Annotated in this window: 18 protein-coding genes; 8 read left to right on the forward strand and 10 right to left on the reverse strand. The window is 65.9% G+C overall.

Features of this window, described 5'->3' with window-relative positions; genetic code table 11:
* Nucleotides 1-124: 124 nt before the first annotated feature.
* From SP6_RS16915 to SP6_RS16940, 6 genes are all read left to right on the forward strand, one after another.
* Nucleotides 125-2,620 carry a helicase-related protein gene (locus SP6_RS16915; RefSeq protein ID WP_007405216.1) on the forward strand — a complete coding sequence of 832 codons (2,496 nt, stop codon included), beginning with the start codon at nucleotides 125-127 and terminating at the stop codon, nucleotides 2,618-2,620.
* 150 nt (nucleotides 2,621-2,770) lie between these two features.
* Nucleotides 2,771-3,094 carry a S4 domain-containing protein gene (locus SP6_RS16920; protein ID WP_007405327.1) on the forward strand — a complete coding sequence of 108 codons (324 nt, stop codon included), beginning with the start codon at nucleotides 2,771-2,773 and terminating at the stop codon, nucleotides 3,092-3,094.
* A gap of 29 nt (nucleotides 3,095-3,123) precedes the next feature.
* On the forward strand, nucleotides 3,124-3,465 hold the full coding sequence (fdxA, locus tag SP6_RS16925; protein WP_037568754.1) for a ferredoxin FdxA: 342 nt from the start codon (nucleotides 3,124-3,126) through the stop codon (nucleotides 3,463-3,465).
* 259 nt (nucleotides 3,466-3,724) lie between these two features.
* Nucleotides 3,725-4,258: a CarD family transcriptional regulator gene (locus tag SP6_RS16930; protein ID WP_007405211.1), complete on the forward strand. Its 534-nt coding sequence runs from the start codon at nucleotides 3,725-3,727 to the stop codon at nucleotides 4,256-4,258.
* Nucleotides 4,259-4,375: 117 nt separating this feature from the next.
* On the forward strand, nucleotides 4,376-5,134 hold the full coding sequence (locus tag SP6_RS16935) for a head GIN domain-containing protein (RefSeq protein ID WP_007405213.1): 759 nt from the start codon (nucleotides 4,376-4,378) through the stop codon (nucleotides 5,132-5,134).
* A gap of 41 nt (nucleotides 5,135-5,175) precedes the next feature.
* On the forward strand, nucleotides 5,176-5,874 hold the full coding sequence (locus tag SP6_RS16940; protein WP_007405323.1) for a GIN domain-containing protein: 699 nt from the start codon (nucleotides 5,176-5,178) through the stop codon (nucleotides 5,872-5,874).
* A 147-nt stretch (nucleotides 5,875-6,021) separates the two neighbouring features.
* Here SP6_RS16940 and SP6_RS16945 read toward each other — a convergent pair whose 3' ends face one another.
* Nucleotides 6,022-6,966 carry an alpha/beta fold hydrolase gene (locus tag SP6_RS16945; protein WP_007405193.1) on the reverse strand — a complete coding sequence of 315 codons (945 nt, stop codon included), beginning with the start codon at nucleotides 6,964-6,966 and terminating at the stop codon, nucleotides 6,022-6,024.
* A 134-nt stretch (nucleotides 6,967-7,100) separates the two neighbouring features.
* On the opposite strand from SP6_RS16945, the gene SP6_RS16950 reads away from it, so the two are divergent.
* Nucleotides 7,101-9,461: a membrane-bound PQQ-dependent dehydrogenase, glucose/quinate/shikimate family gene (locus SP6_RS16950; protein WP_007405242.1), complete on the forward strand. Its 2,361-nt coding sequence runs from the start codon at nucleotides 7,101-7,103 to the stop codon at nucleotides 9,459-9,461.
* 109 nt (nucleotides 9,462-9,570) lie between these two features.
* Here SP6_RS16950 and SP6_RS16955 read toward each other — a convergent pair whose 3' ends face one another.
* From SP6_RS16955 to SP6_RS16965, 3 genes are read right to left on the reverse strand one after another with little or no spacing between them, the layout of a single operon-like run.
* Entirely contained in the window at nucleotides 9,571-10,920 is a 1,350-nt protein-coding gene (locus tag SP6_RS16955; protein ID WP_007405348.1) for a family 43 glycosylhydrolase, read from the reverse strand.
* Nucleotides 10,920-12,485, reverse strand: coding sequence for an alpha-N-arabinofuranosidase (locus SP6_RS16960; protein WP_007405212.1), 1,566 nt, complete (start codon nucleotides 12,483-12,485; stop codon nucleotides 10,920-10,922). The genes SP6_RS16955 and SP6_RS16960 overlap by 1 nt, the downstream gene beginning before the upstream one ends.
* 56 nt (nucleotides 12,486-12,541) lie before the next feature.
* Nucleotides 12,542-15,739: a glycoside hydrolase family 2 TIM barrel-domain containing protein gene (locus SP6_RS16965; protein WP_007405280.1), complete on the reverse strand. Its 3,198-nt coding sequence runs from the start codon at nucleotides 15,737-15,739 to the stop codon at nucleotides 12,542-12,544.
* A gap of 232 nt (nucleotides 15,740-15,971) precedes the next feature.
* Between SP6_RS16965 and SP6_RS16970 the strand changes: the two genes are divergently transcribed.
* The gene (locus SP6_RS16970) at nucleotides 15,972-17,483 is read left to right on the forward strand and encodes a glycoside hydrolase (RefSeq protein WP_007405205.1); all 1,512 of its coding nucleotides are present in this window, start codon (nucleotides 15,972-15,974) and stop codon (nucleotides 17,481-17,483) included.
* A gap of 154 nt (nucleotides 17,484-17,637) precedes the next feature.
* Here SP6_RS16970 and SP6_RS16975 read toward each other — a convergent pair whose 3' ends face one another.
* The 6 genes from SP6_RS16975 to hpf all read right to left on the reverse strand — a co-directional run bounded on the left by SP6_RS16975 (nucleotide 17,638) and on the right by hpf (nucleotide 20,913).
* Nucleotides 17,638-18,126, reverse strand: coding sequence for an MmcB family DNA repair protein (locus tag SP6_RS16975; protein ID WP_007405283.1), 489 nt, complete (start codon nucleotides 18,124-18,126; stop codon nucleotides 17,638-17,640).
* 63 nt (nucleotides 18,127-18,189) lie between these two features.
* Entirely contained in the window at nucleotides 18,190-18,735 is a 546-nt protein-coding gene (locus SP6_RS16980) for a cell wall hydrolase (RefSeq protein ID WP_233419835.1), read from the reverse strand.
* Between the two features lie 279 nt (nucleotides 18,736-19,014).
* The gene (locus SP6_RS16985) at nucleotides 19,015-19,341 is read right to left on the reverse strand and encodes a DUF1491 family protein (RefSeq protein ID WP_007405287.1); all 327 of its coding nucleotides are present in this window, start codon (nucleotides 19,339-19,341) and stop codon (nucleotides 19,015-19,017) included.
* Nucleotides 19,342-19,345: 4 nt separating this feature from the next.
* On the reverse strand, nucleotides 19,346-19,801 hold the full coding sequence (locus SP6_RS16990) for a PaaI family thioesterase (protein ID WP_007405342.1): 456 nt from the start codon (nucleotides 19,799-19,801) through the stop codon (nucleotides 19,346-19,348).
* Nucleotides 19,788-20,255 (reverse strand): PTS IIA-like nitrogen regulatory protein PtsN, encoded by a 468-nt coding sequence (gene ptsN / locus SP6_RS16995; RefSeq protein WP_007405236.1) that lies wholly within the window; start codon nucleotides 20,253-20,255, stop codon nucleotides 19,788-19,790. Before ptsN ends, SP6_RS16990 begins: the two co-directional genes overlap by 14 nt.
* Nucleotides 20,256-20,322: 67 nt before the next feature.
* Nucleotides 20,323-20,913, reverse strand: coding sequence for a ribosome hibernation-promoting factor, HPF/YfiA family (gene hpf, locus SP6_RS17000; RefSeq protein ID WP_007405247.1), 591 nt, complete (start codon nucleotides 20,911-20,913; stop codon nucleotides 20,323-20,325).
* Nucleotides 20,914-20,952: the final 39 nt, after the last annotated feature.

A 20,952-nucleotide genomic window follows, 5' to 3' on the forward strand; every position in this document is an offset into this window, starting at 1 on the left:
GTGCGGGCCTTTCCAGCCGCCCTGCTGCGACGGGGCGTGGCCGCATCGGGCCGAATCCCGCCATTGGCCAGCCGTCTTGCTTCAGGCCGTTGCAACGGCCCGCGCGAAGCCCAATGTAAGGGATATGACCAGCCGCGTATCGGGCAATGTGACGGCCGTTCTCGGGCCGACGAACACCGGCAAGACGCACCTCGCGATCGAGCGGATGTGCGCGCATTCGAGCGGCATCATCGGCTTCCCGCTCCGCCTGCTGGCCCGCGAAGTCTATGACCGCGTCGTCGCGCTCAAGGGCGCGGACACGGTCGCGCTGGTGACCGGCGAGGAAAAGATCGTCCCGCCCGACGCACGCTGGTTCCTGTGCACCGCCGAATCCATGCCCGACCGCGACGTCGCCTTCGTGGCGCTCGACGAGGCGCAACTGGGCGCCGATCTGGAGCGGGGTCATGTCTTTACCGATCGGTTGCTGCATGCGCGGGGCCGGGACGAGACGATGATCCTCGGCTCCGAAGCACTGAAGCCCATGATCCGCGCCTTGGTCCCCGACGCGGAGATCGTCGCGCGGCCGCGCTTTTCCACTCTGACCTATGCGGGCGCCAAGAAGATCAGCCGGCTGCCCAAGCGCTCGGCGATCGTCGCCTTCTCGGCCGAGGAGGTTTACGCGGTCGCCGAAATGCTGCGCCGTCTGCGCGGAGGCGCTGCAGTGGTGATGGGCGCGCTTTCCCCGCGCACCCGCAACGCACAGGTCGAGATGTTCCAAGCGGGCGAGGTCGACTATCTCGTCGCCACCGATGCGATCGGCATGGGGCTCAACATGGATGTCGCGCATGTCGCCTTTGCCGGGCTGCACAAATTCGACGGGCGTCGCCGCCGCCGCCTGACCGTCGCGGAGATGGCGCAGATCGCCGGCCGCGCGGGGCGCCACCACCGTGACGGCACCTTCGGCGCGCTCGCGGAGGAAGGGCCCGAGGCCTTCCTGCCCGAGGAAGTGCTGGCGATCGAGGAGCATCGCTTCCCCCGGCTCGACCATCTTTATTGGCGCGATGGCGATCCCGACCTGTCGAGCATCGACGCACTGATCGCCAGCCTGGAGCGCAAGCCCGAACCCGGCGTATTGCGCGCCGCGCCGCTCGCCACCGATCTCCAGGTATTGAAGCGCCTGGCAGACGAGCCCTGGGTCCGCGACCGGGTACAGCGCCCCGCCATGGTCGCGCGGCTCTGGGCGGCGTGCGGCATTCCCGATTTCCGCAAAGTGGGGATCGATCCGCATGCGCGGTTCGCATCGCGCGTCTTCGGCCATCTGTCCGAGGGGCTGGGCCATGTGCCCCATCAATGGTTCGCCGACGAGATCGCGCGGCTGGACAGCATGGCGGGCGATGTCGAGACGCTGGCGGGTCGCCTGTCGGCGATCCGCAGCTGGGCCTATATCGCGCAGCGCGCCGACTGGCTGGCCGACCCCAAACATTGGGCCGAGCGGACCCGCGAGATCGAGGAGCGGCTGTCCGACGGACTCCATGCCAGCCTGACCCAGCGGTTCGTCGACAAGCGCACCACTGCGCTGATCCGTCGCATCGGCGCGGATGCCGGTGCCCTGCCCGTCACGATCGGGCCGGAGGGCGAGGTGCTGGTCGAGGATCATGCCATTGGCCGGCTGGAGGGATTCCGCTTCACCGTCGAGGCGGGCGCGCGCGCCAATGACAAGCGGCTGCTGCTCGCGGCGGCCGAAAAGCGGCTGGGCACCGAACGCGCGCGCCGGGCCGACGCGCTGATCGCGGCGGAGCATGACGCGATCGCCTTGGTCGAGGATCGACTGGTCTGGGAGGGGCATGGTATCGCCCGGCTGGTCGCGGGGCCTTCGCTGGGGCGGCCGGTGGTGCGGCTGGAGCGCGACCTCGATTGCCTGACGCCGCCGTTGCGCGAAAAGGTGAAGGCGCGGCTCGATGGTTGGATGGCGCGGTCGCTGGATCGGCAGGTACCCGCCCTTGTCCGCCTCGCGCAATTGGCGCGGGAGGCCAAGGCGTCGCCCGCGCTACGTGCCATCGCCGCCGCGCTGGAGGATGCCGGCGGGATCGTGCCGCGTCAGCCGTTGCGGCTGATGATCGACGCGCTGTCGCCCGACGAGCGGCGGCGGTTGCGCGGGCTGGGGATCACCATCGGGACGCTCGACATCTTCGACCCCCGGCTGCTCAAGCCCGGTCCTGCCGGCTGGCGCCGCACGCTGATGGCGCTGTGGGGGCAGAGCCCCGAACTGGCGCGGGTCGGCGCGACCACGCTGCGCCGCGATGAGCCGGGGCGGACCGTGGCGTCGGGCTTTCGTCCGCTCGGCGAACAGGCGGTGCGGATCGATCTGGTCGAGCGGATCGCGCGCGCCACCCATGATGCGCGAACGGGACGCGGCCCCTTTGCCCCCGACGTGGCCCTCGCCACCTCGATCGGGTTGGAGCCCGCGACGCTCGACCGGCTGATGGGCGATCTGGGCTTTCGCAAGGTCAAGCCGGCTGGCGAGGACGATGCGGTGCGCTGGATCTGGCGCGGTCGACCGCCCGCCCGCCCGGCGCCGCGGGTCGAGGCGCGTCCCGGCAACGCCTTCGCCGCGCTCGCCGATTGGGGACGAACGCCGTGACCATAACTTACGCTACCACCCCGGCGGAGGCCGGGGTCCAGTGGCCGTGACGGTCATGCTGCGCCACCGGGCCATTTTGCGCCTGGACCCCGGCCTCCGCCGGGGTGGAACTATTATGAGTTTTTCACACCGAAAGGACCGCCTGCCCCTATGACCACCCGCGCCCCCGCCGCCCTCGAGTCGATGCGGCTCGACCGTTTCCTCTGGTGGGCGCGGATCGCCAAGTCGCGGGAGACGGCACAGGCGATGGCATGTGACGGGCATTTCCGGATGGACGGCCGCGCGATCGATCGCGCCCATGCACCGGTGCGGATCGGCAGCATCCTGACCTTCGCGCAGCATGGCCAGGTGCGTGTCCTGCGCGTCGAATCGCTGCCTGTGCGGCGCGGTCCGCCGGCCGAGGGGCGTGCCTGTTACTGCGATCTGGTCACTTCCCGGGTTTCAAGCGTTGACGGATCGCCGCACGCGGCATAGCAGCACGCGTTCGTACCTTGGGAGTTGTCATGACCTACGTCGTCACCGATGCCTGCATTCGCTGCAAGTATATGGACTGTGTCGAGGTGTGTCCCGTCGACTGCTTCTATGAGGGCGAGAATATGCTCGTCATCAACCCGTCCGAGTGCATCGACTGCGGCGTGTGCGAGCCGGAATGCCCGGCCGAGGCGATCCTGCCCGACACCGAGAGCGGGCTGGAACAGTGGCTGGAGCTGAACACCACCTTCTCCGCCCAGTGGCCCAACGTCACCCGCAAGCTGGACCAGACGCCACCCGACGCCGACGCGATGAAGGGCGTGGAGAACAAGTACGAACAGTTCTTCAGCCCGGAACCCGGCAAGGGCGACTGATCCCGCCGGCCGAGGGGCCGATCGACCACAGGGCTTTTGGCCATGCCGGCGCACGGTGTGGCGAATGGTTCCGATGTTCGCGGATATGCTGGTAATTTTGTTGCGACCATGCTATATGGTTCCGCGACGGGCTTAGCTGTTTTTGCGACCGCCCGCCTTGATGTGTTCGACCCTTCCTTCCCGAGGCCGATGAGAACAGTGGACCCATTTCCGCTCGTCCGGCGCTCGTGCGAAGGCCTTTGATCCGGAAAGGCCCCCAATGGCTGCCAAGGCGCTCCACTTCGACGTCGGTGACTATGTCGTGTACCCCAAGCATGGCGTGGGCCGCGTTATCGAGCTGCAAAAGCAGGAAATCGCAGGGATGCAGCTCGAACTCTATGTGCTGCGGTTTGAAAAGGAGCGCATGACGCTCCGCGTTCCTACCAACAAGGCCGAGTCGGTCGGCATGCGCAAACTGTCCTCGGACAAGACCATGCGCGAGGCGATGGAAACGCTGAAGGGCAAGCCCAAGGTCAAGCGCACCATGTGGTCGCGCCGCGCGCAGGAATATGAAGCCAAGATCAATTCGGGCGACCTGGTGTCGATCGCCGAAGTGGTCCGCGACCTGTTCCGTGCCGACGACCAACCCGAGCAGAGCTATTCCGAGCGGCAGATCTTCGAAGCGGCGACCAGCCGCCTCGCCCGCGAACTCGCCGCGATGGAAGAGGTGGACGAACAGCGCGCCCAGGAAAAGATCTTGGAAATCCTGCGCGCCGCCGCCGCCATCTACAACAAGGAAAAGCCGGCGGCCTGACGCCGTCCGGTTTTGCCGAGACGAACAAGGGGCGGCTCCCATGTGGAGCCGCCCCTTTTCATTTGCGTAGAGCCTTCATCCATGTGTATTGTATTCGCAATACACAGGAGGTCGCTCATGAAGCCGTTGATCGTTCTTCCCTCGCTGCTCGCCATCGTCGCGCTCGCGATCCCCACCGCCGCCTGCTCCTTCGAAAGCGACGCCCAAGGGCAGGAGATCGCGCCCCAGGGCTCGGGCGACGTGCGCAGCTATGCCGTGCGCGGTTTCACAGCGGTCGAGGCGACGGGCAGCGACTCGGTCGATGTCCATACCGGGCGTGATTTCTCGGTACGCGCGAACGGCGCGGCCAAGGACCTCGACCAGCTGCGTATTGCGCGCGATGGCGACAAGCTGGTGATCGGGCTGAAGAAGGGCGTGCATTGGGGCAACCGCAAGAACGTTCGCGTGTCCGTCACGCTGCCACGCCTGACCGGCGCGGGCGTCGGCGGATCGGGTCGGGTGACGGTCGACCGGGTCGAGGGGCCGCAATTCCGCGCTGGCGTGGCGGGATCGGGCGATCTGGTCATCGGCGCGATGCGGGTCGGCCACGCCGATCTCGGTGTGGCGGGATCGGGATCGATCACCGCGAGCGGATCGGCCGATACGCTGAAGGTCGGCGTGGCGGGCTCAGGCAATATCCAGGGCGCAGGGCTTCGCGCGCGGCAGGCCAAGGTCGGCATCACCGGATCGGGCGACGTAAAGGTGCAGGTCGATGGTCCCGCCCAGGTCGGCCTGACCGGATCGGGAAGCGCGGATCTGGGGCCCAATTCGGTCTGCACCGTCGGCAAGACCGGTTCGGGCAGCGCCCGTTGCGGACGCTATGCCCATGGCGGCTGACCGCGCTTGCCGTTCCCCGGCAATGACGCGACGATAAGACCATGCTTACCCGCTCTTTGTCCGCCGCTTTGCTCTGCGCCCTCTTGAGCGGCACCGCCGGCGCGGCCGAGCGGCGGATCGACCTGAGCAGCTTCGAGGCGTTGCGGGTCGAGGGGGCGTTCATCGTTCATCTCACCATCGCCCCCTCGCCACGTGGGGTCATGACCGGTGATCCGGCGGCGTTGCGTCAGACCGAGGCGGCGATCAGCGGACGCACCCTGGTCGTGCGCACGGTCCGCGACGGAGCGCCGCGTCGCGAAGGGAGCGGGCCGGTGGAACTGACCATCGCCGCCCCGCCACTGTCCGGGATCACGGTGATCAGCGGGGCGCTGGTGACGGCGCAGGCGGTGCGCGGGACTACGATCACCCTGGCGATCAACGGGCCGGGCGAGATCCGGATCGACCGCGCCGATGGCGAACAACTAACCGCGACCTCGCTTGGCGCGACCAAGCTGACCATTGCCGGCGGCCGGGTGGGCAAGGCACGCCTTACCGCCAACGGCCCGGGCGTGACGGCGGCGGCAGGACTGGATACGGGCGAGGTGACCATCGCACTCGACGGTGCGGGGGATATCAGCGCCCACGCCCGCTACGGCGCGACCATCACCAATAATGGTTTGGGCCGGATCACGGTCGAGGGATCGCCCAAATGCCGCATCCTCCAGCAGGGTAGCGGGCAAATCCGCTGTGGTGTCCGGTAAAATAGCGGATTCGCGATATCCCCCCATAGGAGGTATCCTTGGTGGCGATGCCGGTGTTCCCTCACGAACGGCGACACCCTCCGTCAGGCCTGCGGCCTGCCACCTCCGCTTACAGGGGAGGATAAGGGAAATGCCGATTACCCCGCCTTATGATTGCACCCGCCGCATGAGAAACGAGTCGATCGCGGCAAAGGCATTGGCGCGCACCGGATCGGCCTCGCGCAGGATTTCATGCGCGCAGCCTTGGCCGAAGGCGACCAGCTCGGCCCGTGGCAAGCGGGCCGCCACTCGCCCGGTGGCGCGCGCGTCAACCAGACGATCGACCTGCGCTACCAGCATCAGCACCGGCGTCTCGACCTGCGCCAGACGGGAATCGTCGCGCAGTGCCGCGGTCGCGCGAAACGCCTCCGCCACCCAATGCCAGCTGGGCGACCCCAGACACAGATCGGGCCATTGCCGCCGGAACGCCTGCTGATCGGCGAAGCGCGCCAGATCATGGGTCAGCCTCTTCTGCCGCGCCGACGCGGCGGCAGGGGTCTCCAGCCTTTGCCAGGCGGGGCGTAAGGGATCGCCCCGGCGCACCTGCCACCGCGCGAACCGGCTGCCCGCCCATTGTCCGATCGGCGAGCGTAACGCGAGCATCGGCGCGACAAGGATTGCCGCGTGTGGGGCGATCCGCCCCGCCGCCAGCGCGGCCAGCGTCACGAACCCGCCCATCGATTGGCCGAGCACGACATGCGGCCCCTCCCCTTCGGCGATCCAGTCGGCATGAAAGGCGGCGAGATCGTCGATCAGCCGGTCGAACCGATCGATATGGCCGGTATGATCCTGCGCCAGCCGCCCCGAACCGCCCTGCCCGCGCCAGTCGAACGCGCTGACATCCCATCCCTGGCCCCGGAAATGGTCGATCGCATCGCCATATTTCTCGATCATGTCGGCGCGTCCGGTCTGGAACAGCAACCGGCCACGCCGCACCGTACCCGCTACGCGTGGCCGATCATAACGCCGATGCGTCCAGCCATCGGGGGCGACCCAGGGCGATAGCCAGGGGGCGAGCGGCAAATCGGCGGGCCAGGATCGGGAAATGGCCATACGCATCCTCTGCATCGGGCAAAGCGAACGCCGTTCCCTTCCAAATTCACGGGCTTCCATCAAGCCATGGACCAAAAGGCCTTTGAAACGCGTTCATCCGCCAGCAATCTTTTGTCACAACATCGGGGACGGCGATGGTCGGGCGCGCCTTTGCGAAGATATTGGGCTGGCTATTAGCGCTGCTGGGCGGTTTTTTTGCGGTGGCCGGCGCCTATCTCGCGCTGTTGGGCGGCTCGCCTTATTATGTCCTGACCGGTCTGGCGATGATCCTGTCCGGCGCACTGATCGGGCGTGGCGATCCGCGCGGGCGCTGGCTTTATGTCGCGATCTGGGTCGCGACCCTGGTCTGGGCGATCTGGGAAGTGGGGTTCGACTGGCTTCAACTGGTGCCACGCGTGGTGGCGCCGACGGTGCTGCTGATCCTCGTCGCGCTGCCCTGGATCAGCCGGGCGATGTACACGCCCAAGACCCGGTCGCGGGCGGTGCCGGCCGCGCTGGGCATCATCGCCTTGCTGTTGGCCATGCCCATGGTTCGGCCCCGCGCGGCCGAGGCTCAGGACCCCTCGCTACCGATCGCAGCACAAGCCCCGGTGGGCGACTGGACCGACTATGGCGGTACCCTGTCGGGCCAGCGTTACTCCGCCCTGTCGCAGATCACGCCCGACAATGTGAAGAAGCTGGAACTCGCCTGGACCCAGCGGACCGGCGACCTGCCCGACCGCGCCGAGTCGGTCGAGCACAAGCGCGAATATCATTCCGAGGCGACCCCGATCCAGATCGGCGACACGCTCTATACCTGCACCCCGCATTCGATCGTTCAGGCGATCGACGCGACGACGGGGCGGACCAAGTGGAGCTGGAAGGATCAGGCCAGCCGCCAGGGCAACAGCTATCTCGTCTGTCGTGGGGTCGCCTTCTATCAGGCACCGGCCGGCACGCCCTGCCCGCGCCGCATCTTCGCACCGACCTTCGATGCGCGGATGATGGCGCTGGATGCCGATACCGGACAGCCCTGCCCCGGCTTCGGCACGAACGGCGCGATCGACCTGCGGCAGAATATGGGCGTGTCGGGCCCCGCCGACCAGATCAGCACCTCGCCCCCCGTCGTCGCCAATGGCCGGCTGATCGTCGGCGAGCGGATCGTCGACAACGTCAACCGCAACATCCCCAGCGGGGTGGTGCGTGCCTATGATCCGATCACGGGGGCGGGCATCTGGGCCTGGGATGTCGGCCGCTCGCAAGACGCGATTCCACCGCTGCCGGCGGGCGAGACCTATACGCGCGGCACACCCAATGTCTGGGGCGCGATGACCGCCGATCCGGCCAACGGCCTCGTCTATCTGGGCACGGGCAATGCCTCGCCCGATTATTGGATCGGCTGGCGGCGGCCGTTCGACGACCGGTTCGGCTCGGCGATCGTCGCGCTGGAGATCGCCACGGGCAAGCTGCGCTGGGTGCGCCAGTTGGTCCACCGCGACATGTGGGACATGGATATCCCGATCGGCCCCTCGCTGTTCGACTATCGCGCGCCGGGTGGCGGGACGATCCCGGCGCTGATCCAGACGACCAAGATGGGCCAGGTCTATTTCCTGAACCGCCTCACTGGCGCCCCCATCACCCCGATCGTCGAGCGGCCCGCGCGGCAGGACGGCGCGACGCCGGGGGTCAAGGTTTCCCCAACCCAGCCATGGTCGGTCGGCCTACCTTCCTTCACCCCGCCCGCGCCGACCGAGAAATCGACCTGGGGCGCGACGCCGATCGACCAGCTCTTCTGCCGGATCGACATCCGCCGTGCGCAGGGGACGGGCATCTATCAACCAACCGGGCTGAAGCCGATCATCGGCCACCCCGCGTTCGATGGCGTTACGGACTGGGGTGGCGCCGCGGTCGATCCGGTACGGCAGGTCTTCACGGTCAATACGATGGAGATGCCGTTCAAGATCTGGCTGATGCGCCGCGACGATCCGCGCGTGAAATCCTATATGGAAAAGAAGAAGGGCGGCGAGAATGCGCGCGAGCCCAATCTCCAGACCCAGTATAACACGCCCTATGTCGCGGTCGTCGCCGCCTGGATCGGCGTGTTCGGCGCGCCGTGCAACGCACCGCCCTGGGGCCATCTGACGGCGGTCGACCTCAACACCAAGAAGGTGGTGTGGCGAAAGATTCTGGGCACCGCGCGCGATACCGGATTGTTCGGCAGCCATGTGGGTGTACCGATCAAGACGGGCGTGCCCAATCTAGGCGGCTCGATCATCACCGCCTCGGGACTGGTGTTCATCGGGGCGACGACCGATCAGTATCTGCGCGCCTATGATCTGAAGAGCGGAAAGGTGCTGTGGAAGGCGCGCCTGCCGGCGGGCGCGCAAGCGACGCCGATGACCTATCGCGGGCGGGATGGGCGGCAATATGTCGTCATCACCGCCGGGGGGCATGGCGCGCTGGGAACGCGTTATGGGGATTATACCATGGCGTTCGCCTTGCCCAAGGGGGTTTAGGGCTTCCCTTGGCTCTCGACTTCGCTCAGGCTGAACGGCGGTTGTAAGGGATCCATCTCAACGCTCCGTTCAGGCTGAGCGCAGTCGAAGCCCACGCCCCCGGCCTGCGTCAAAAGATCGACCACTCCAGGATCGCGGGTTCCTTCGCGGTCACCATCATGCGCAGCAACCGCGCCTTGCCCGGATGGCGCAGAGTAATGGGCGAACCGCTCACCCCCGTCTCCGCCGCGACCTCGCGCCAGGTTCGGCCGTCCAGCGACGCCTCGATCCGTAAATCCTGCGGCTGGATCACGAAGGCCGGGCGAATCCGGCTCTCGCGCACATCCCGCACCGCGCCCAGATCGGCGGTGAGAACCGGCGGTTGCCCCGCCCCGGGCCGCCAGACGGTTGCATAATTGTCATCCGCCGCCAGCGCCGCCGCGCCCTTCCCCGTCCAGTGCAGGCCGCGCGTGCGATGCGCCGCAAAGGCCGGGATCACCGGATCATGGCTGGGTACAACCTTTTCCAACGTACCGTCCGCCTTCACGGTCAACGGGTCGACCGACACCTGCCGCAACACCCGCTCACTCCCCATCACGAACGGTAGGGCCTGGCGGTGATAGAGTATGTAGGACCGCCCCTTGTCCGCGAAGACCGCATGATGACCGGGGCTGATGATCTGCTTGACCGCATCGGTTTCCAGCACCGGGCTGTTCGCCGCCTCGGTAAACGGCCCCATCGGCGAGGAACCGACCGCATAGCGAACCTTGTAGGTGTCCTTGGTCGTGTTGCCGTCGCTGTACATCAGCAGATAGCGCCCCTTCTCCTTCACCATGAAGGGGCCCTCGAAATAGTTGGCCGGGGTCACGTCCTTCGGCTCACCGTCGAAGTGAACCATGTCGGGCTTGAGCTTCACGACGAAGCAATGCCCGTTGACCCAGTTCAGCCCCGATCCCCAATAGAGATAGGCCTGGCCGTCGGTGTCGATGAACGCCTCGGCGTCGATCATGTGATATTGCGGGGCGAAGTCGCGCGCGATCAGTGGCTTGCCGCCATTGGCATCGGCCCAGGGCCCCGCCGGGGAGGGCGCGGAGCCGACCCACACCTCGCTGCCGACCGAGACATACATATACCAGCGGCCGTTCGCCGCCTTGACGACCGAGGGTGCCCAAACCTTCGAGTCTCCGGAGGTCGGGCTGGTCGCGGCCTGTTTGGTCGGCCAGTTGGGCTGCGAGAAGGTCCAGTCGCGGCCATTGTCCGAGGTCCAGAGACCCAGACGGTCATCCCCCCACGGATCGACCGTGGCGAAGATATACCAACGCCCCCCATCGCGCACGATGGAGGGGTCGGCGAAATAGCCCGGGAGCAGCGGATTGCCCGCCCCCGGACTGTTCCACATCATGTCGCGCCGGGGCGCGGCCGACCCCGCCGCCCCGGCAAGGAGAACGGCGGCGAGCAGCGCCCCGACGCGGGTCTTCATCAGCGCAGGTCCAGCATCACGACCGACTTGGCCGGGATCTGCACGGTCAGCGTGCCACCCGACAGCGTCGCCCCCTGGAAGGGCTGCGGCGCAATCTGGTTGGGCGCATCGAACGTGTTGTGCGCGTCCATCGTGGCACCGGTCAGGATACGGCCCGACACCTGACCTGCCGTCACCCCGTCCAGCTTGACCGAAACGGTCGCCGGCTGGTTGGGATCGACATTGGTCAGGCCGACATGGACGACGCCCGCCTTGTCCCGCACCGCCGAAGCGCTGACCGCCTTCATGGTCCACTGGTCCTTATTGTACCAGCGCGACTGGACATCGACCGGCAGGACGGTCGCGTCCTGATAGTCCTTGTACATGTCGAACACCCAATAGGTGGGCGTCTTCACCATGCGCGCACCATCGACCAGAATCATCGCCTGAAGGACATTGATCATCTGGGCGATGTTCGCACCGCGCACGCGGTCGGCATGGCGGGCGAAGATGTCGAGGTTCAGGCTGGCGACCATCGCGTCGCGAAGCGAGTTCTGCTGGAACAGGAAGCCCGGATTGGTGCCGGGTTCGACATCATACCAGGTGCCCCATTCGTCGACGAGCAGCGCGACCCGCTTGTTGGGGTCGTACTTGTCCATGATCGCCGAGTGACGGGTGAGGAGTTCCTCCATCTTCAGCGTCTTGGAGAGCGTCCGCGCCCAGGCTTCCTCGTCGAAACCCGTGGCCGCGCCCTTGCGCGACCAGTCGCCGGGGATGGTATAATAATGGACGCCGATACCGTCGAACGCGCCGCCGGCCTCGCGCATCATCACTTCGGTCCAGTTGTAATCGTCGCTGTTCGCGCCGCTGGCGATCTTCATCAGGCGCTCGCCGGCGGGCACCTTCAGGAAGGTCGAATAGCGCCGCGTCACATCGGCCGCATATTCGGGGCGCATATTGCCGCCACAGCCCCACAGCTCGTTGCCGATGCCGAACATGGCCAGCTTCCACGGCTTGTCGCGGCCGTTCTTGCGCCGCTCCTCGGCATAGGTCGATTTGGACGGGAAGGTCATATATTCGACCCACTCGGCCATTTCGGACGGCGCGGACGAGCCGACATTGCCCGAGACATAGGCCTCGGCACCGACCAGTTCGGTATAGTTCATGAATTCGTTGGTGCCGAAGCTGTTGTCCTCGGTCACGCCGCCCCAGTTGGTGTTGACCTTGGTCAGGCGCTTGGCCTGCGGGCCAACGCCTTCACGCCAGTGATATTCATCGGCGAAGCAACCGCCCGGCCAGCGGATCACCGGCACGCGAATCGCCTTCAGCGCGTCGATGACGTCGCGGCGATAGCCGTTGATGTTCGGGATCTTGCTGCCCTTGCCCACCCAGATGCCCGGATAGATGCCGGTACCCAGATGCTCGGCGAACTGGCCGAAGATGTGGCGGTTATAGACGGGACCCGGACGGTCGCCATGCACCGCGACCGTATCGCCATTGGTCGCGGGCGCGGTCTGCGCCGTCGCGGTTCCGGCGAACAGCGTGGCGGCGGCCGCCGCGATCAGAAATTTGGTTGCCCTTTTCATGGATTCTCCTCTGCCTGTTGCGGCATGATGGCTTATTGTCCGAGTAAAGAATAGCCCTATTGCGGTTCGGTCGCGCGAGCGGGCTTCGCTTTGTCGGGGGTTGTCCCTTCCCCGGTGAAGGGCTCCAGGCGGAAAGCGATGCGCGTCGGCTCCAGCCTGGTCCGATATTTCATATGCGGCTGGCCAACATGGCTCCAGGTGGTGTCGCCGCCGACACCCCATTGAGCGGCATCGACGATCAGCGTCGTCTCGCCATGCGGCACGATATCGGTCGATTTCCAGGTACCGGGCGCGCGGCGATACAGATCGGTATAGGGGAAGGCCAAGGCCTGCATCATCAGGGGCTTGTCCGCACGAACCCGCAGCCCTGCCCCCTGGCCCGACAGCTCCATCCAGCGGACATCGACCTTGTTGCCGGTATCCTGCGGTCGCATGTAATCGTGATTCTGCTCGGCGATCGCCCCGCGCCACAAGCCGATCGCGGCCGAACTCTTGCGGTCGACATAGCTTTCATGCGGACCCCGGCCATACCATTCGACCGTCTTCATGGCGGTGGGCATGGTATACCACAGGCCGATGCGAACCGGGGGCGGCAGGTCGGTCTTGAGCGGCACGAACTGCCCGTCGACATCGACCGCGCCATTGCCCGCCATTTCATACCGGGTGACGAAGCGCGCCGCGCCCGCGCCCATTTCATGATCGACCGTCACGCTCTGGTCGGGACCGACCGAAATGCGGCGCACCTGATAGCGGCCGTTCATCGTGAACCACGGCCCCTGCTGCGCCACCGTGCCATTGGCAGTGTCGTTATCGGTTTCGGCGCGGACGAAATTGGGCTGGCCGCCCTTGGCCAGCAGACGCCCACCCGCGGTATAGCGCTCGACCAGCCCGGTCTTGCGATCGATGACCAGTTCGGCGCCATTTGCCGACAAGGTGACGTTGTCGGCGCTATCGACGACCGCGACCTTGCCCTTGGCCGCACTGGGCAGGGCCGGTGCGTCGCTGAGCGCGAATTGCTCCCAGCCGATGACAGAGTTCGCCGGCACCGCGCGGATCGTGCCTTCCTTGGCATGGGCGCGGACGGTCAGGAGATATTCCGCCCCCGGCTCGCGCGTGAATTTGGGCGTAAGCGCCACCGTCTGCACCTGCCCGGCGGCGGTGGTCAGGGAGGGTAAAGCGCCGGACGCGACTGCGACGCCGTTCTTCTCCACGACCCAGTCGAAAGTGAAACCCGACAGATCGATAAAGTCATGACGGTTGTGCACAGTCAGCCTACCCGTCTTCGGATCATAACTATCGAAGCGGATCGGCGACTGGACCTTCTGCACCTCGTAAAGCTGCGGATTGGGCGTCCGGTCGGGTTGATTCAGCCCGTCGCCAAACTCGATATCGCCGCCCGGATTGGGGCCATATTCGCCGCCATCGCCCCAATAACGTCGTCCGTCCTTGGTATAGCGATACATGGACTGGTCGACCCAATCCCAGATGAAGCCGCCCTGCAGCTTGCGATGGGCGTAGATGGTGTCCCAATAATCCTTGAAATTGCCGCCCGAATTGCCCTGCATATGGGCATATTCGCACTGGATCATCGGCTGGGTGCGCGTCGGGTCTTCGGCCCAGTCGACCATCTTCTCGATGTCGTCATACATGGGCGCATAGATGTCGACATAACTATTGGGCTGGTGGCTCCAGTCGAGCGTGCCCCAGCCGAGATAGGAGATCAGCCGCGCCGGATCCCGCCGCCGGATCGCCGCCGCCGCTTTCTCAAAGTTCGGCCCGATCCCCGCCTCGTTGCCCAGTGACCAGAAGATGATCGAGGGATGGTTCTTGTCCCGCTCGACCATGTTCATCACGCGAGAGACGTGCGCGCTTTCCCAGGCTGGGTCGAAGCCGATCTGATATTTGGCCCGCTCGGCGGCGTGGCGGTTGCCCTGCTCCATATAGGCGTGGCTCTCGATATTGGCCTCGTCCATCAGGTAGAAGCCGTACTCGTCCGCCAGCGCCAGGAAGCGCGGGTCGTTGGGATAGTGCGAGGTGCGGATCGCGTTGAAGTTGTTGCGCTTCATCAGCTCCAGGTCGCGTCGCATCGACTCTTCGGAGATGACGTGGAAGGTGACGGGGTCATGCTCGTGCCGGTTGACGCCGCGGATCATGATGCGGCGGCCATTGACCATGACCTGTCCGTCCTTGATCTCGACGGTGCGGAAGCCGATGCGCTGTGGCGTGGCCTGTACCACTTGGCCATTCGCATCGACCAGTTCGACCAGCAACGTATAGAGATGGGGCGTCTCCGCCGACCAAGCGCGCACGCCCGGCACCGTCGCGTCAAGCTTAGCCGAGGTCACGCCCTTGGCCAGCGCGACCTCGCGCGTCACCACCGCCCGCTCGCCATCGAGCAAGGTCATCCGCGCTGTCATCGCCTGGGGTAAAGCCGGCAGTGTCAGTTCGGTCGACAACGTGCCGTCGCGATAGGCCTTGTCGAGCCCGGCATGGACGAACAGGTCATCGATCCGCGCTTGGGGTACGGCGCGCAGATAGACCGAGCGTTCGATCCCCGAGACGCGCCAGAAATCCTGATCTTCCAGATAGCTGCCGTCCGACCAGCGATGGACGCGGATCGCCACGACATTGCGGCCGGGCTTCAGAAACCGCGTGATGTCGAACTCGGACGGCAGCTTGGAGTCCTCGGCGTACCCGACCTCCTGCCCGTTGATCCACACCCGGTACGCCGATCCCGCCGCACCGATGTGAAGGATCACATCCTGGCCGCGCCACCCGTCAGGCAGATCGAAGTCGCGGCGATAGGAACCGGTCTCATTGTCGTCATGCGGGACGAGCGGACGATTGGCGGGAAAGGGATAGGTGATGTTGTTGTATTTGGGCTGGCCATAGCCCTCGGCCTGCCACATCGCGGGGACCGGAATCGTCTTCCACTTCGACACGTCGTAATCGGGTCGCTCGAACCCCTTGGGCGCGCCATCGACCGAGGGCGAGAAGGCGAAGGACCAGGGGCCGTCCAGGCTGATATAGCGGCTGGACCGCGACCGATCGCCGGCCAGCGCCAGCGCGCGGCTTTCATAGGGAAAGGCGGTGGCGGTCGCAGGCCGGGTGCCACGGGCGTTGATCGCGGGATTTTCCCATTCCGGGCGGCTGGGATCGACCTGGACCGCTGCGACGCGCGGGCCCGAATCCTGCGCGGAAGCCGCCGCCGCCAGCCCGATCGCGGCCGCACCGGTCATCCATTGCCACTTCATCGCCCATCCCCTTATCCTGTCCACGATCCTGCACGAGACCGCCGATCTTTTGTCTGATTTATAGGCAGATGAATTTTCCGTCACAAGGGCAAATTAACGCGAGAGGGCCGGCCTCGGCTTGGCGAATGACAGGCCATTCCATCATGTTCGGCGGATTGACGGCGCGATCCGACCTGCGATTATAGTCTGACGTTTGGCGACGCCCAAGCGCGCTTGGCAGGGAGAAGGATGGATGGGGCGCAATCGGACTTCCGCCGGGATCGGCCGTCATTGGCGCACACTGACCGCCATCGCGGGGCTGACCCTGGGCGGCGCGGCGGTGGCGCAGGCTCCGGTCGCCCAGCCCTCTGCTCCCGTCGAGCGGCCGGTACCGGTGACCCTGCGACCGGCGATCGATCGCCCCGCGACCGTCTTCGAAGGATGGGGCACCGCGCTCGCCTGGTTCGCGCATGTCACCGGCGGCTGGCCCGAGGCGGAGCGGACGCGGCTGGCGGATCTCTTCTATGGCGCCGACGGCCTGGGCTGGACGATCGCCCGCTACAATATCGGCGGGGGCAATGCCGCCGACACGCCGCCTTATATGAAGGTCGGGCGCGCCGTGCCCGGTTTCTGGCGGCAGCCGGCGGGGGTGAGCGGCAAGGACTGGTGGCGCGCCGACAATCCCCGGCATTGGGACTGGAGCCAGGACGCCAACCAGCGCTGGTGGCTGGATGCGATCACCAAGCGGGTGAAGCAGCCGATCTTCGAGGCCTTCTCCAACTCGCCCCCCTGGTTCATGACGGTCAGCGGTCGGGTATCGGGGGCGGAAAAGGGCACCGACGACAATCTGCGCCCCGGCCAGGAAAAGGCCTTTGCCGATTATCTGGTCCGGGTCACCGACGAGTTGCAGCGGCGGCATCGCATCACCTTCCGCACCCTGTCGCCGGTCAACGAGCCCAACACCGATTACTGGTTCGCCGCCAACACGCAGGAGGGCGCGCATTGGTCCCCCGCCCGCCAGGCGCAGATGATCGACGCCACCGCCGCCGCGCTCAAGGCCGCGCGGCTCGCGACGGTGATCGCCGCACCGGATGAAACCGCCTCCCACCTGTTCGTCGAGGACTGGGCCGCCTATCCGCCGGCCACGCGCGGGGCAATCGGGCAGTTGAACGTCCATAGCTATGGCACCGTCCACCAGACGGCGGTGCGCGACATCGCTCGCGCCTCGGGCATCCGGCTGTGGATGAGCGAGAATGATACGCCGCTGTCCAAGGATCCGGAGGATTTCACCGGCATGGCGACGCCGCTGGCCTTTGCCGAGCATGTGGTCGGTGATCTCAAGCGGCTGGAGCCCGCCGCCTGGGTCTTCTGGCAGGCGGTCGAGGATCTGAGCGCACGCGGCGGCCAGAAGGGTTCCAACTGGGGCATCGTCAAGGCCGATCTGCAAGGCGCGGTGGACAAGCCCCATGCGATCCATGTCACCGGCAAATATTGGGCGATAGCGCAGTTCAGCCGGTACATCCGCCCGGGCGATCGGCTGGTGCCTGTGGATGACATGGACACGGTAGGGGCATTGTCGCCCGATGGACGGCGGCTGGTGCTCGTGCACGTCAATCCGGGCCTGTCACCGCGACCGCTGAGCGTCGCGGTGCCGGGGCCTTGGCGACGGCAGATGATCGTGACCGATGCCATGCACAAGGCGGCGGTGATGGCGGGCGAGGTCGCACCGCCGCAGTCGATCGTGACGTTGATTCTGACGCGGTGAGGGTCGTGGCCTTCGACTTCGCTCAGGCTGAACGGCGTTTGGGGGAACTCGGGCTTATACCAACCTCCGTTCAGCCTGAGCGCAGTCGAAGGCCAAGGGAAACCTTATTCAAACCGCTAAATTGCCGGTTCGAGTCCTGCCGGGCCCACCATCTTCACATCCCCGCATCCGGATCGGTCAGCCCGATCATCCGCCGCCCCGCCCGCCGCGCAAAGTTCAGCGTCGCCTTTTTCCGCACATGCGCCGGGAGCGGCACGCTATGCGCCTCGCGCACGATCGCGGCGTCGTAGCGATCGGCGACGATGATCCCGGTCCGCTCAGGGAGAAAAGCCGCGCTTTCCAGCGGCGACCAGTCGAACCCCGCCGGCACCGCCCAGTAGAAGCGGTCGCAATGCGCCAGATAATCGGGCCATTTGCCGTCGCCGAGCATATCGGCGCGCGACACCTTGATCTCCACCACCACGATATTCCCCCGCGCATCCAGCGCCATCAGGTCGGCGCGGCGGCCGCCTTCCAACGGGACTTCGGGAATGGTGATCAGATCGTGGCGGAGCAGCATCCGCGTGACGCCGCGCGCGACATCGGCGGCGCAAAGCGGAGAGCTGGGGTCCTCGACACACGAAGCGGGCGGCATGTCCAACATGCCACCCGCTTAGAACATTTGACGAACAAACGCAAAGCCCCGCCAATAGCGGGACCGATGCCATCAGCGATAGAAGATGTGATTGCCGATCGCAGCGACCTTCTGCACGCGCACGCCCGGGCGATTGCCGGGCGTGTTGAAGAACAGCGCCTTGCCGGCCGGACCGTCCCACGCTTCAGCCAAGGCGACCTTCGCCACCGCGACGGCGGTACGATAGGCGCTGCGCGACGGGCTGACCGAGGGAATCTGGCCGTGGCGAACGAAACTGAACTGGCCACGCTGCTTGATGACGTCGCACACGCCGGTCGGGAAACGGCCCGATTTGGTGCGGTTCAGGATCACCTGGGCGACGGCCAGCTGGCCGGTGAGCGGTTCGCCCTGGGATTCGAAATAGATCGCACCGGCCAGACAGCGAAGCTCTTCGCTCGACGCGATGTCGTCCTGGGCGGCCACGGCATCGGCCAGCGATTCATACTCGCCGTCCTCATCCGATTCAAAAGCCTGAGGCGTTTCGGAAACCTGGGAAAAATTGGGAAGCGCGGACATGGTGGCCCGGGCGCTCTGGGGAACCATCGCCAGATCGGCGGCGTTGATTCCGGAAACAGCCATCATGGTGGCTGGGACAGCACCGCTGGCGGTATTGGTCGCCAAGCTCGGGGTGCTGGTGGCGAGAAGACCCGCCAAAGAAAGAGCCATGGCCGCAGACGCCGCGACTCGCTTGAAAACCGTCATCCATACAAACAGACATGCGGTTGGATCACGGACCCGAGCATTGCCGGAAAGGCGCTCGTCCGGGCTTCCCCCCGACTGCGTAACCGATCGGATCGCACCCGATAAGCACAACGCGAATTTAAGACGGGGCGCTCGTGGCCGATCCGGCCGCGTTCGTCAATGTTGCAGGATCGTTTCAGCGGCGAAGCGTTCTGCCGCAGCGCCATCCAGTTCGATCACCCATAGATCGGGATCGCGTGCGCGGCGCCGCTGCCAATAGCCTAAAATATCGTTTGCAGGGGTCGAATCGATCAGCACGGTTCGGCCGTCCAGACCGAGACCCCGCTCCAGCACACGCTCGCGCCGATCGGCATCGATCACGATCACCAGGATGCCGCCACCCTGCGGATCGCCCTTAGCCAGCACCATGCCCATGCCGCCGCTATCGTTCATCCGGCGCAACAACGCGGTGACCAGCATGCCGCTGGGAAGACGGCCGTCCATGGCGTCAGGCGGTCCGATAACCGGGCAGCCCGGCCAGCGCGATCTGCGAGCGCATGAAGGTGCCGGTGCCGCGCGCGACTTCCTCGCCGCTCGCATCGATCAACCGCGCATCGGCGACGAACACCCGCCGCCGCCCGCTGACCCAGCGCCCCTCCGCCACCACCGCGCCCGCCTTCATCGGGCGGGTGAGCAGCAGGTTGAACTGGGTGGTCAGGAGGAAGCGATCGGTGACCAGGCTGTTGCAGGCATAGAAGGCTGCATCGTCGAGCATCTTGAAATAGCTCGTACCGTGCGCGGCACTGGCGGCATGATAATGGCGTTCGTCGACTTGGAAACGGATGCGTGCGACGCCCGTCTCGGGAATTTCCAGCGTCGAGTCGAACAGCCGGTTGATCGGCGCCTCGGCATACAGCGCCTCGAGGGCCCGGAAATGCGCCGCCTCGCCTTCAGGCCGCGTCACGCGCCTCGTCCTGGGTCAGCAAGGCCCAGATCGCGTCGGGCGAACCGGCGCCGCGCAGCTTGGTGACAAAGCCCTTGTCGCGCAGCCGCCGCGATACCCGCGCCAGTGCCTTCAAATGCGCCGAGCCGGCATCGGCGGGCGAGAACATCGCAAAGACCAGATCGACCGGCATGTCGTCGACCGCCTGGAAATCGACCGGTTGGGCCAGACGCACGAAGACACCGACGATCTGCTTCAACCCCGGCACCTTGCCGTGCGGGATGGCGATGCCGCCGCCGAAACCGGTCGAACCCAGCTTCTCGCGCTCGATCAGGACATCGGCCAGGGTCTTGGCGTCCTGCTCCGCCACGCGAGCCGCCGCCGAAGCGATGGTCTGGAACAGCAATTTCTTGTTGGCCGCCGAAACGCCGGCCAGCACCGTATCGTGGCGCAACAGGTCGCTGAAATCATTCATGCTCGTTATCCGATGCGCCCCCGCGCAAGCCGCGCCAATAGCGGCCTGCGCGGAAGAACGATAGGGCTTATACTTCCGAAGCGCCCCGTTGTGGTTCAACCCACCCGATGGTTCCGTCGCCCCGGCGATAGACCATGTTGTACGAGCCGGTGCCCGAATTCTTGAACAATAGCGCTGCGGTATTGCGCAGATCGAGCATCATCACCGCATCCGACACGCTGGCATCGGGAATATCGACGCGGGTTTCGGCAATGATCAGCGGTGCATCGCCCGCCTCGTCTTCATCAATCTGCTCGGCGAACAGGGTATAGCCCGCATCATAGGCGCCCGCCTCGGCCAGTTCGATCGCCTGGCCCGCATTGCGGTCCTTAAGGCGGCGGGAATAACGGCGGAGCTGCTTTTCGATCTTGGTGGCAGCACCGTCGAAGGAAAGATGCGCATCCTGCGCATCATGGCGGCCCTTCAGGACGAGGCCCCGGGTCACGTGCATCACGATATCGCATTTGAAACCGATATCGTGCGGACCCTTGCCGAAGGTCACCTCGGACGAGATGGCGCGGGCGAAATATTTCTCGGCGATACCCTGAAGCCGGTCCGTCACATGGGTCCGCAGTGCGTCGCCCGTTTCGACCTGATGACCAGAAATCCGGATATCCATCACTTTCTCCTCAACTACTCGACTGGGACGGTCCTTTTG

The sequence above is a fragment of the Sphingomonas paucimobilis NBRC 13935 genome (genome assembly GCF_000739895.2).
GTDB lineage: Bacteria > Pseudomonadota > Alphaproteobacteria > Sphingomonadales > Sphingomonadaceae > Sphingomonas > Sphingomonas paucimobilis.

Coding starts and splice junctions, on each gene's coding strand:
- SP6_RS16945 (WP_007405193.1), bottom strand. CDS start 6,966: ATGGCCATTTCCCGATCCTGGCCCGCCGATTTGCCGCTCGCCCCCTGG.
- SP6_RS16970 (WP_007405205.1), top strand. CDS start 15,972: ATGGGGCGCAATCGGACTTCCGCCGGGATCGGCCGTCATTGGCGCACA.
- SP6_RS16940 (WP_007405323.1), top strand. CDS start 5,176: ATGCTTACCCGCTCTTTGTCCGCCGCTTTGCTCTGCGCCCTCTTGAGC.
- SP6_RS16950 (WP_007405242.1), top strand. CDS start 7,101: ATGGTCGGGCGCGCCTTTGCGAAGATATTGGGCTGGCTATTAGCGCTG.
- ptsN (WP_007405236.1), bottom strand. CDS start 20,255: ATGAATGATTTCAGCGACCTGTTGCGCCACGATACGGTGCTGGCCGGC.
- SP6_RS16920 (WP_007405327.1), top strand. CDS start 2,771: ATGACCACCCGCGCCCCCGCCGCCCTCGAGTCGATGCGGCTCGACCGT.
- SP6_RS16975 (WP_007405283.1), bottom strand. CDS start 18,126: ATGTTGGACATGCCGCCCGCTTCGTGTGTCGAGGACCCCAGCTCTCCG.
- SP6_RS16965 (WP_007405280.1), bottom strand. CDS start 15,739: ATGAAGTGGCAATGGATGACCGGTGCGGCCGCGATCGGGCTGGCGGCG.
- SP6_RS16955 (WP_007405348.1), bottom strand. CDS start 10,920: ATGAAGACCCGCGTCGGGGCGCTGCTCGCCGCCGTTCTCCTTGCCGGG.
- SP6_RS16985 (WP_007405287.1), bottom strand. CDS start 19,341: ATGGACGGCCGTCTTCCCAGCGGCATGCTGGTCACCGCGTTGTTGCGC.
- SP6_RS16935 (WP_007405213.1), top strand. CDS start 4,376: ATGAAGCCGTTGATCGTTCTTCCCTCGCTGCTCGCCATCGTCGCGCTC.
- SP6_RS16960 (WP_007405212.1), bottom strand. CDS start 12,485: ATGAAAAGGGCAACCAAATTTCTGATCGCGGCGGCCGCCGCCACGCTG.
- SP6_RS16915 (WP_007405216.1), top strand. CDS start 125: ATGACCAGCCGCGTATCGGGCAATGTGACGGCCGTTCTCGGGCCGACG.
- SP6_RS16930 (WP_007405211.1), top strand. CDS start 3,725: ATGGCTGCCAAGGCGCTCCACTTCGACGTCGGTGACTATGTCGTGTAC.
- hpf (WP_007405247.1), bottom strand. CDS start 20,913: ATGGATATCCGGATTTCTGGTCATCAGGTCGAAACGGGCGACGCACTG.
- SP6_RS16980 (WP_233419835.1), bottom strand. CDS start 18,735: ATGGCTGTTTCCGGAATCAACGCCGCCGATCTGGCGATGGTTCCCCAG.
- fdxA (WP_037568754.1), top strand. CDS start 3,124: ATGACCTACGTCGTCACCGATGCCTGCATTCGCTGCAAGTATATGGAC.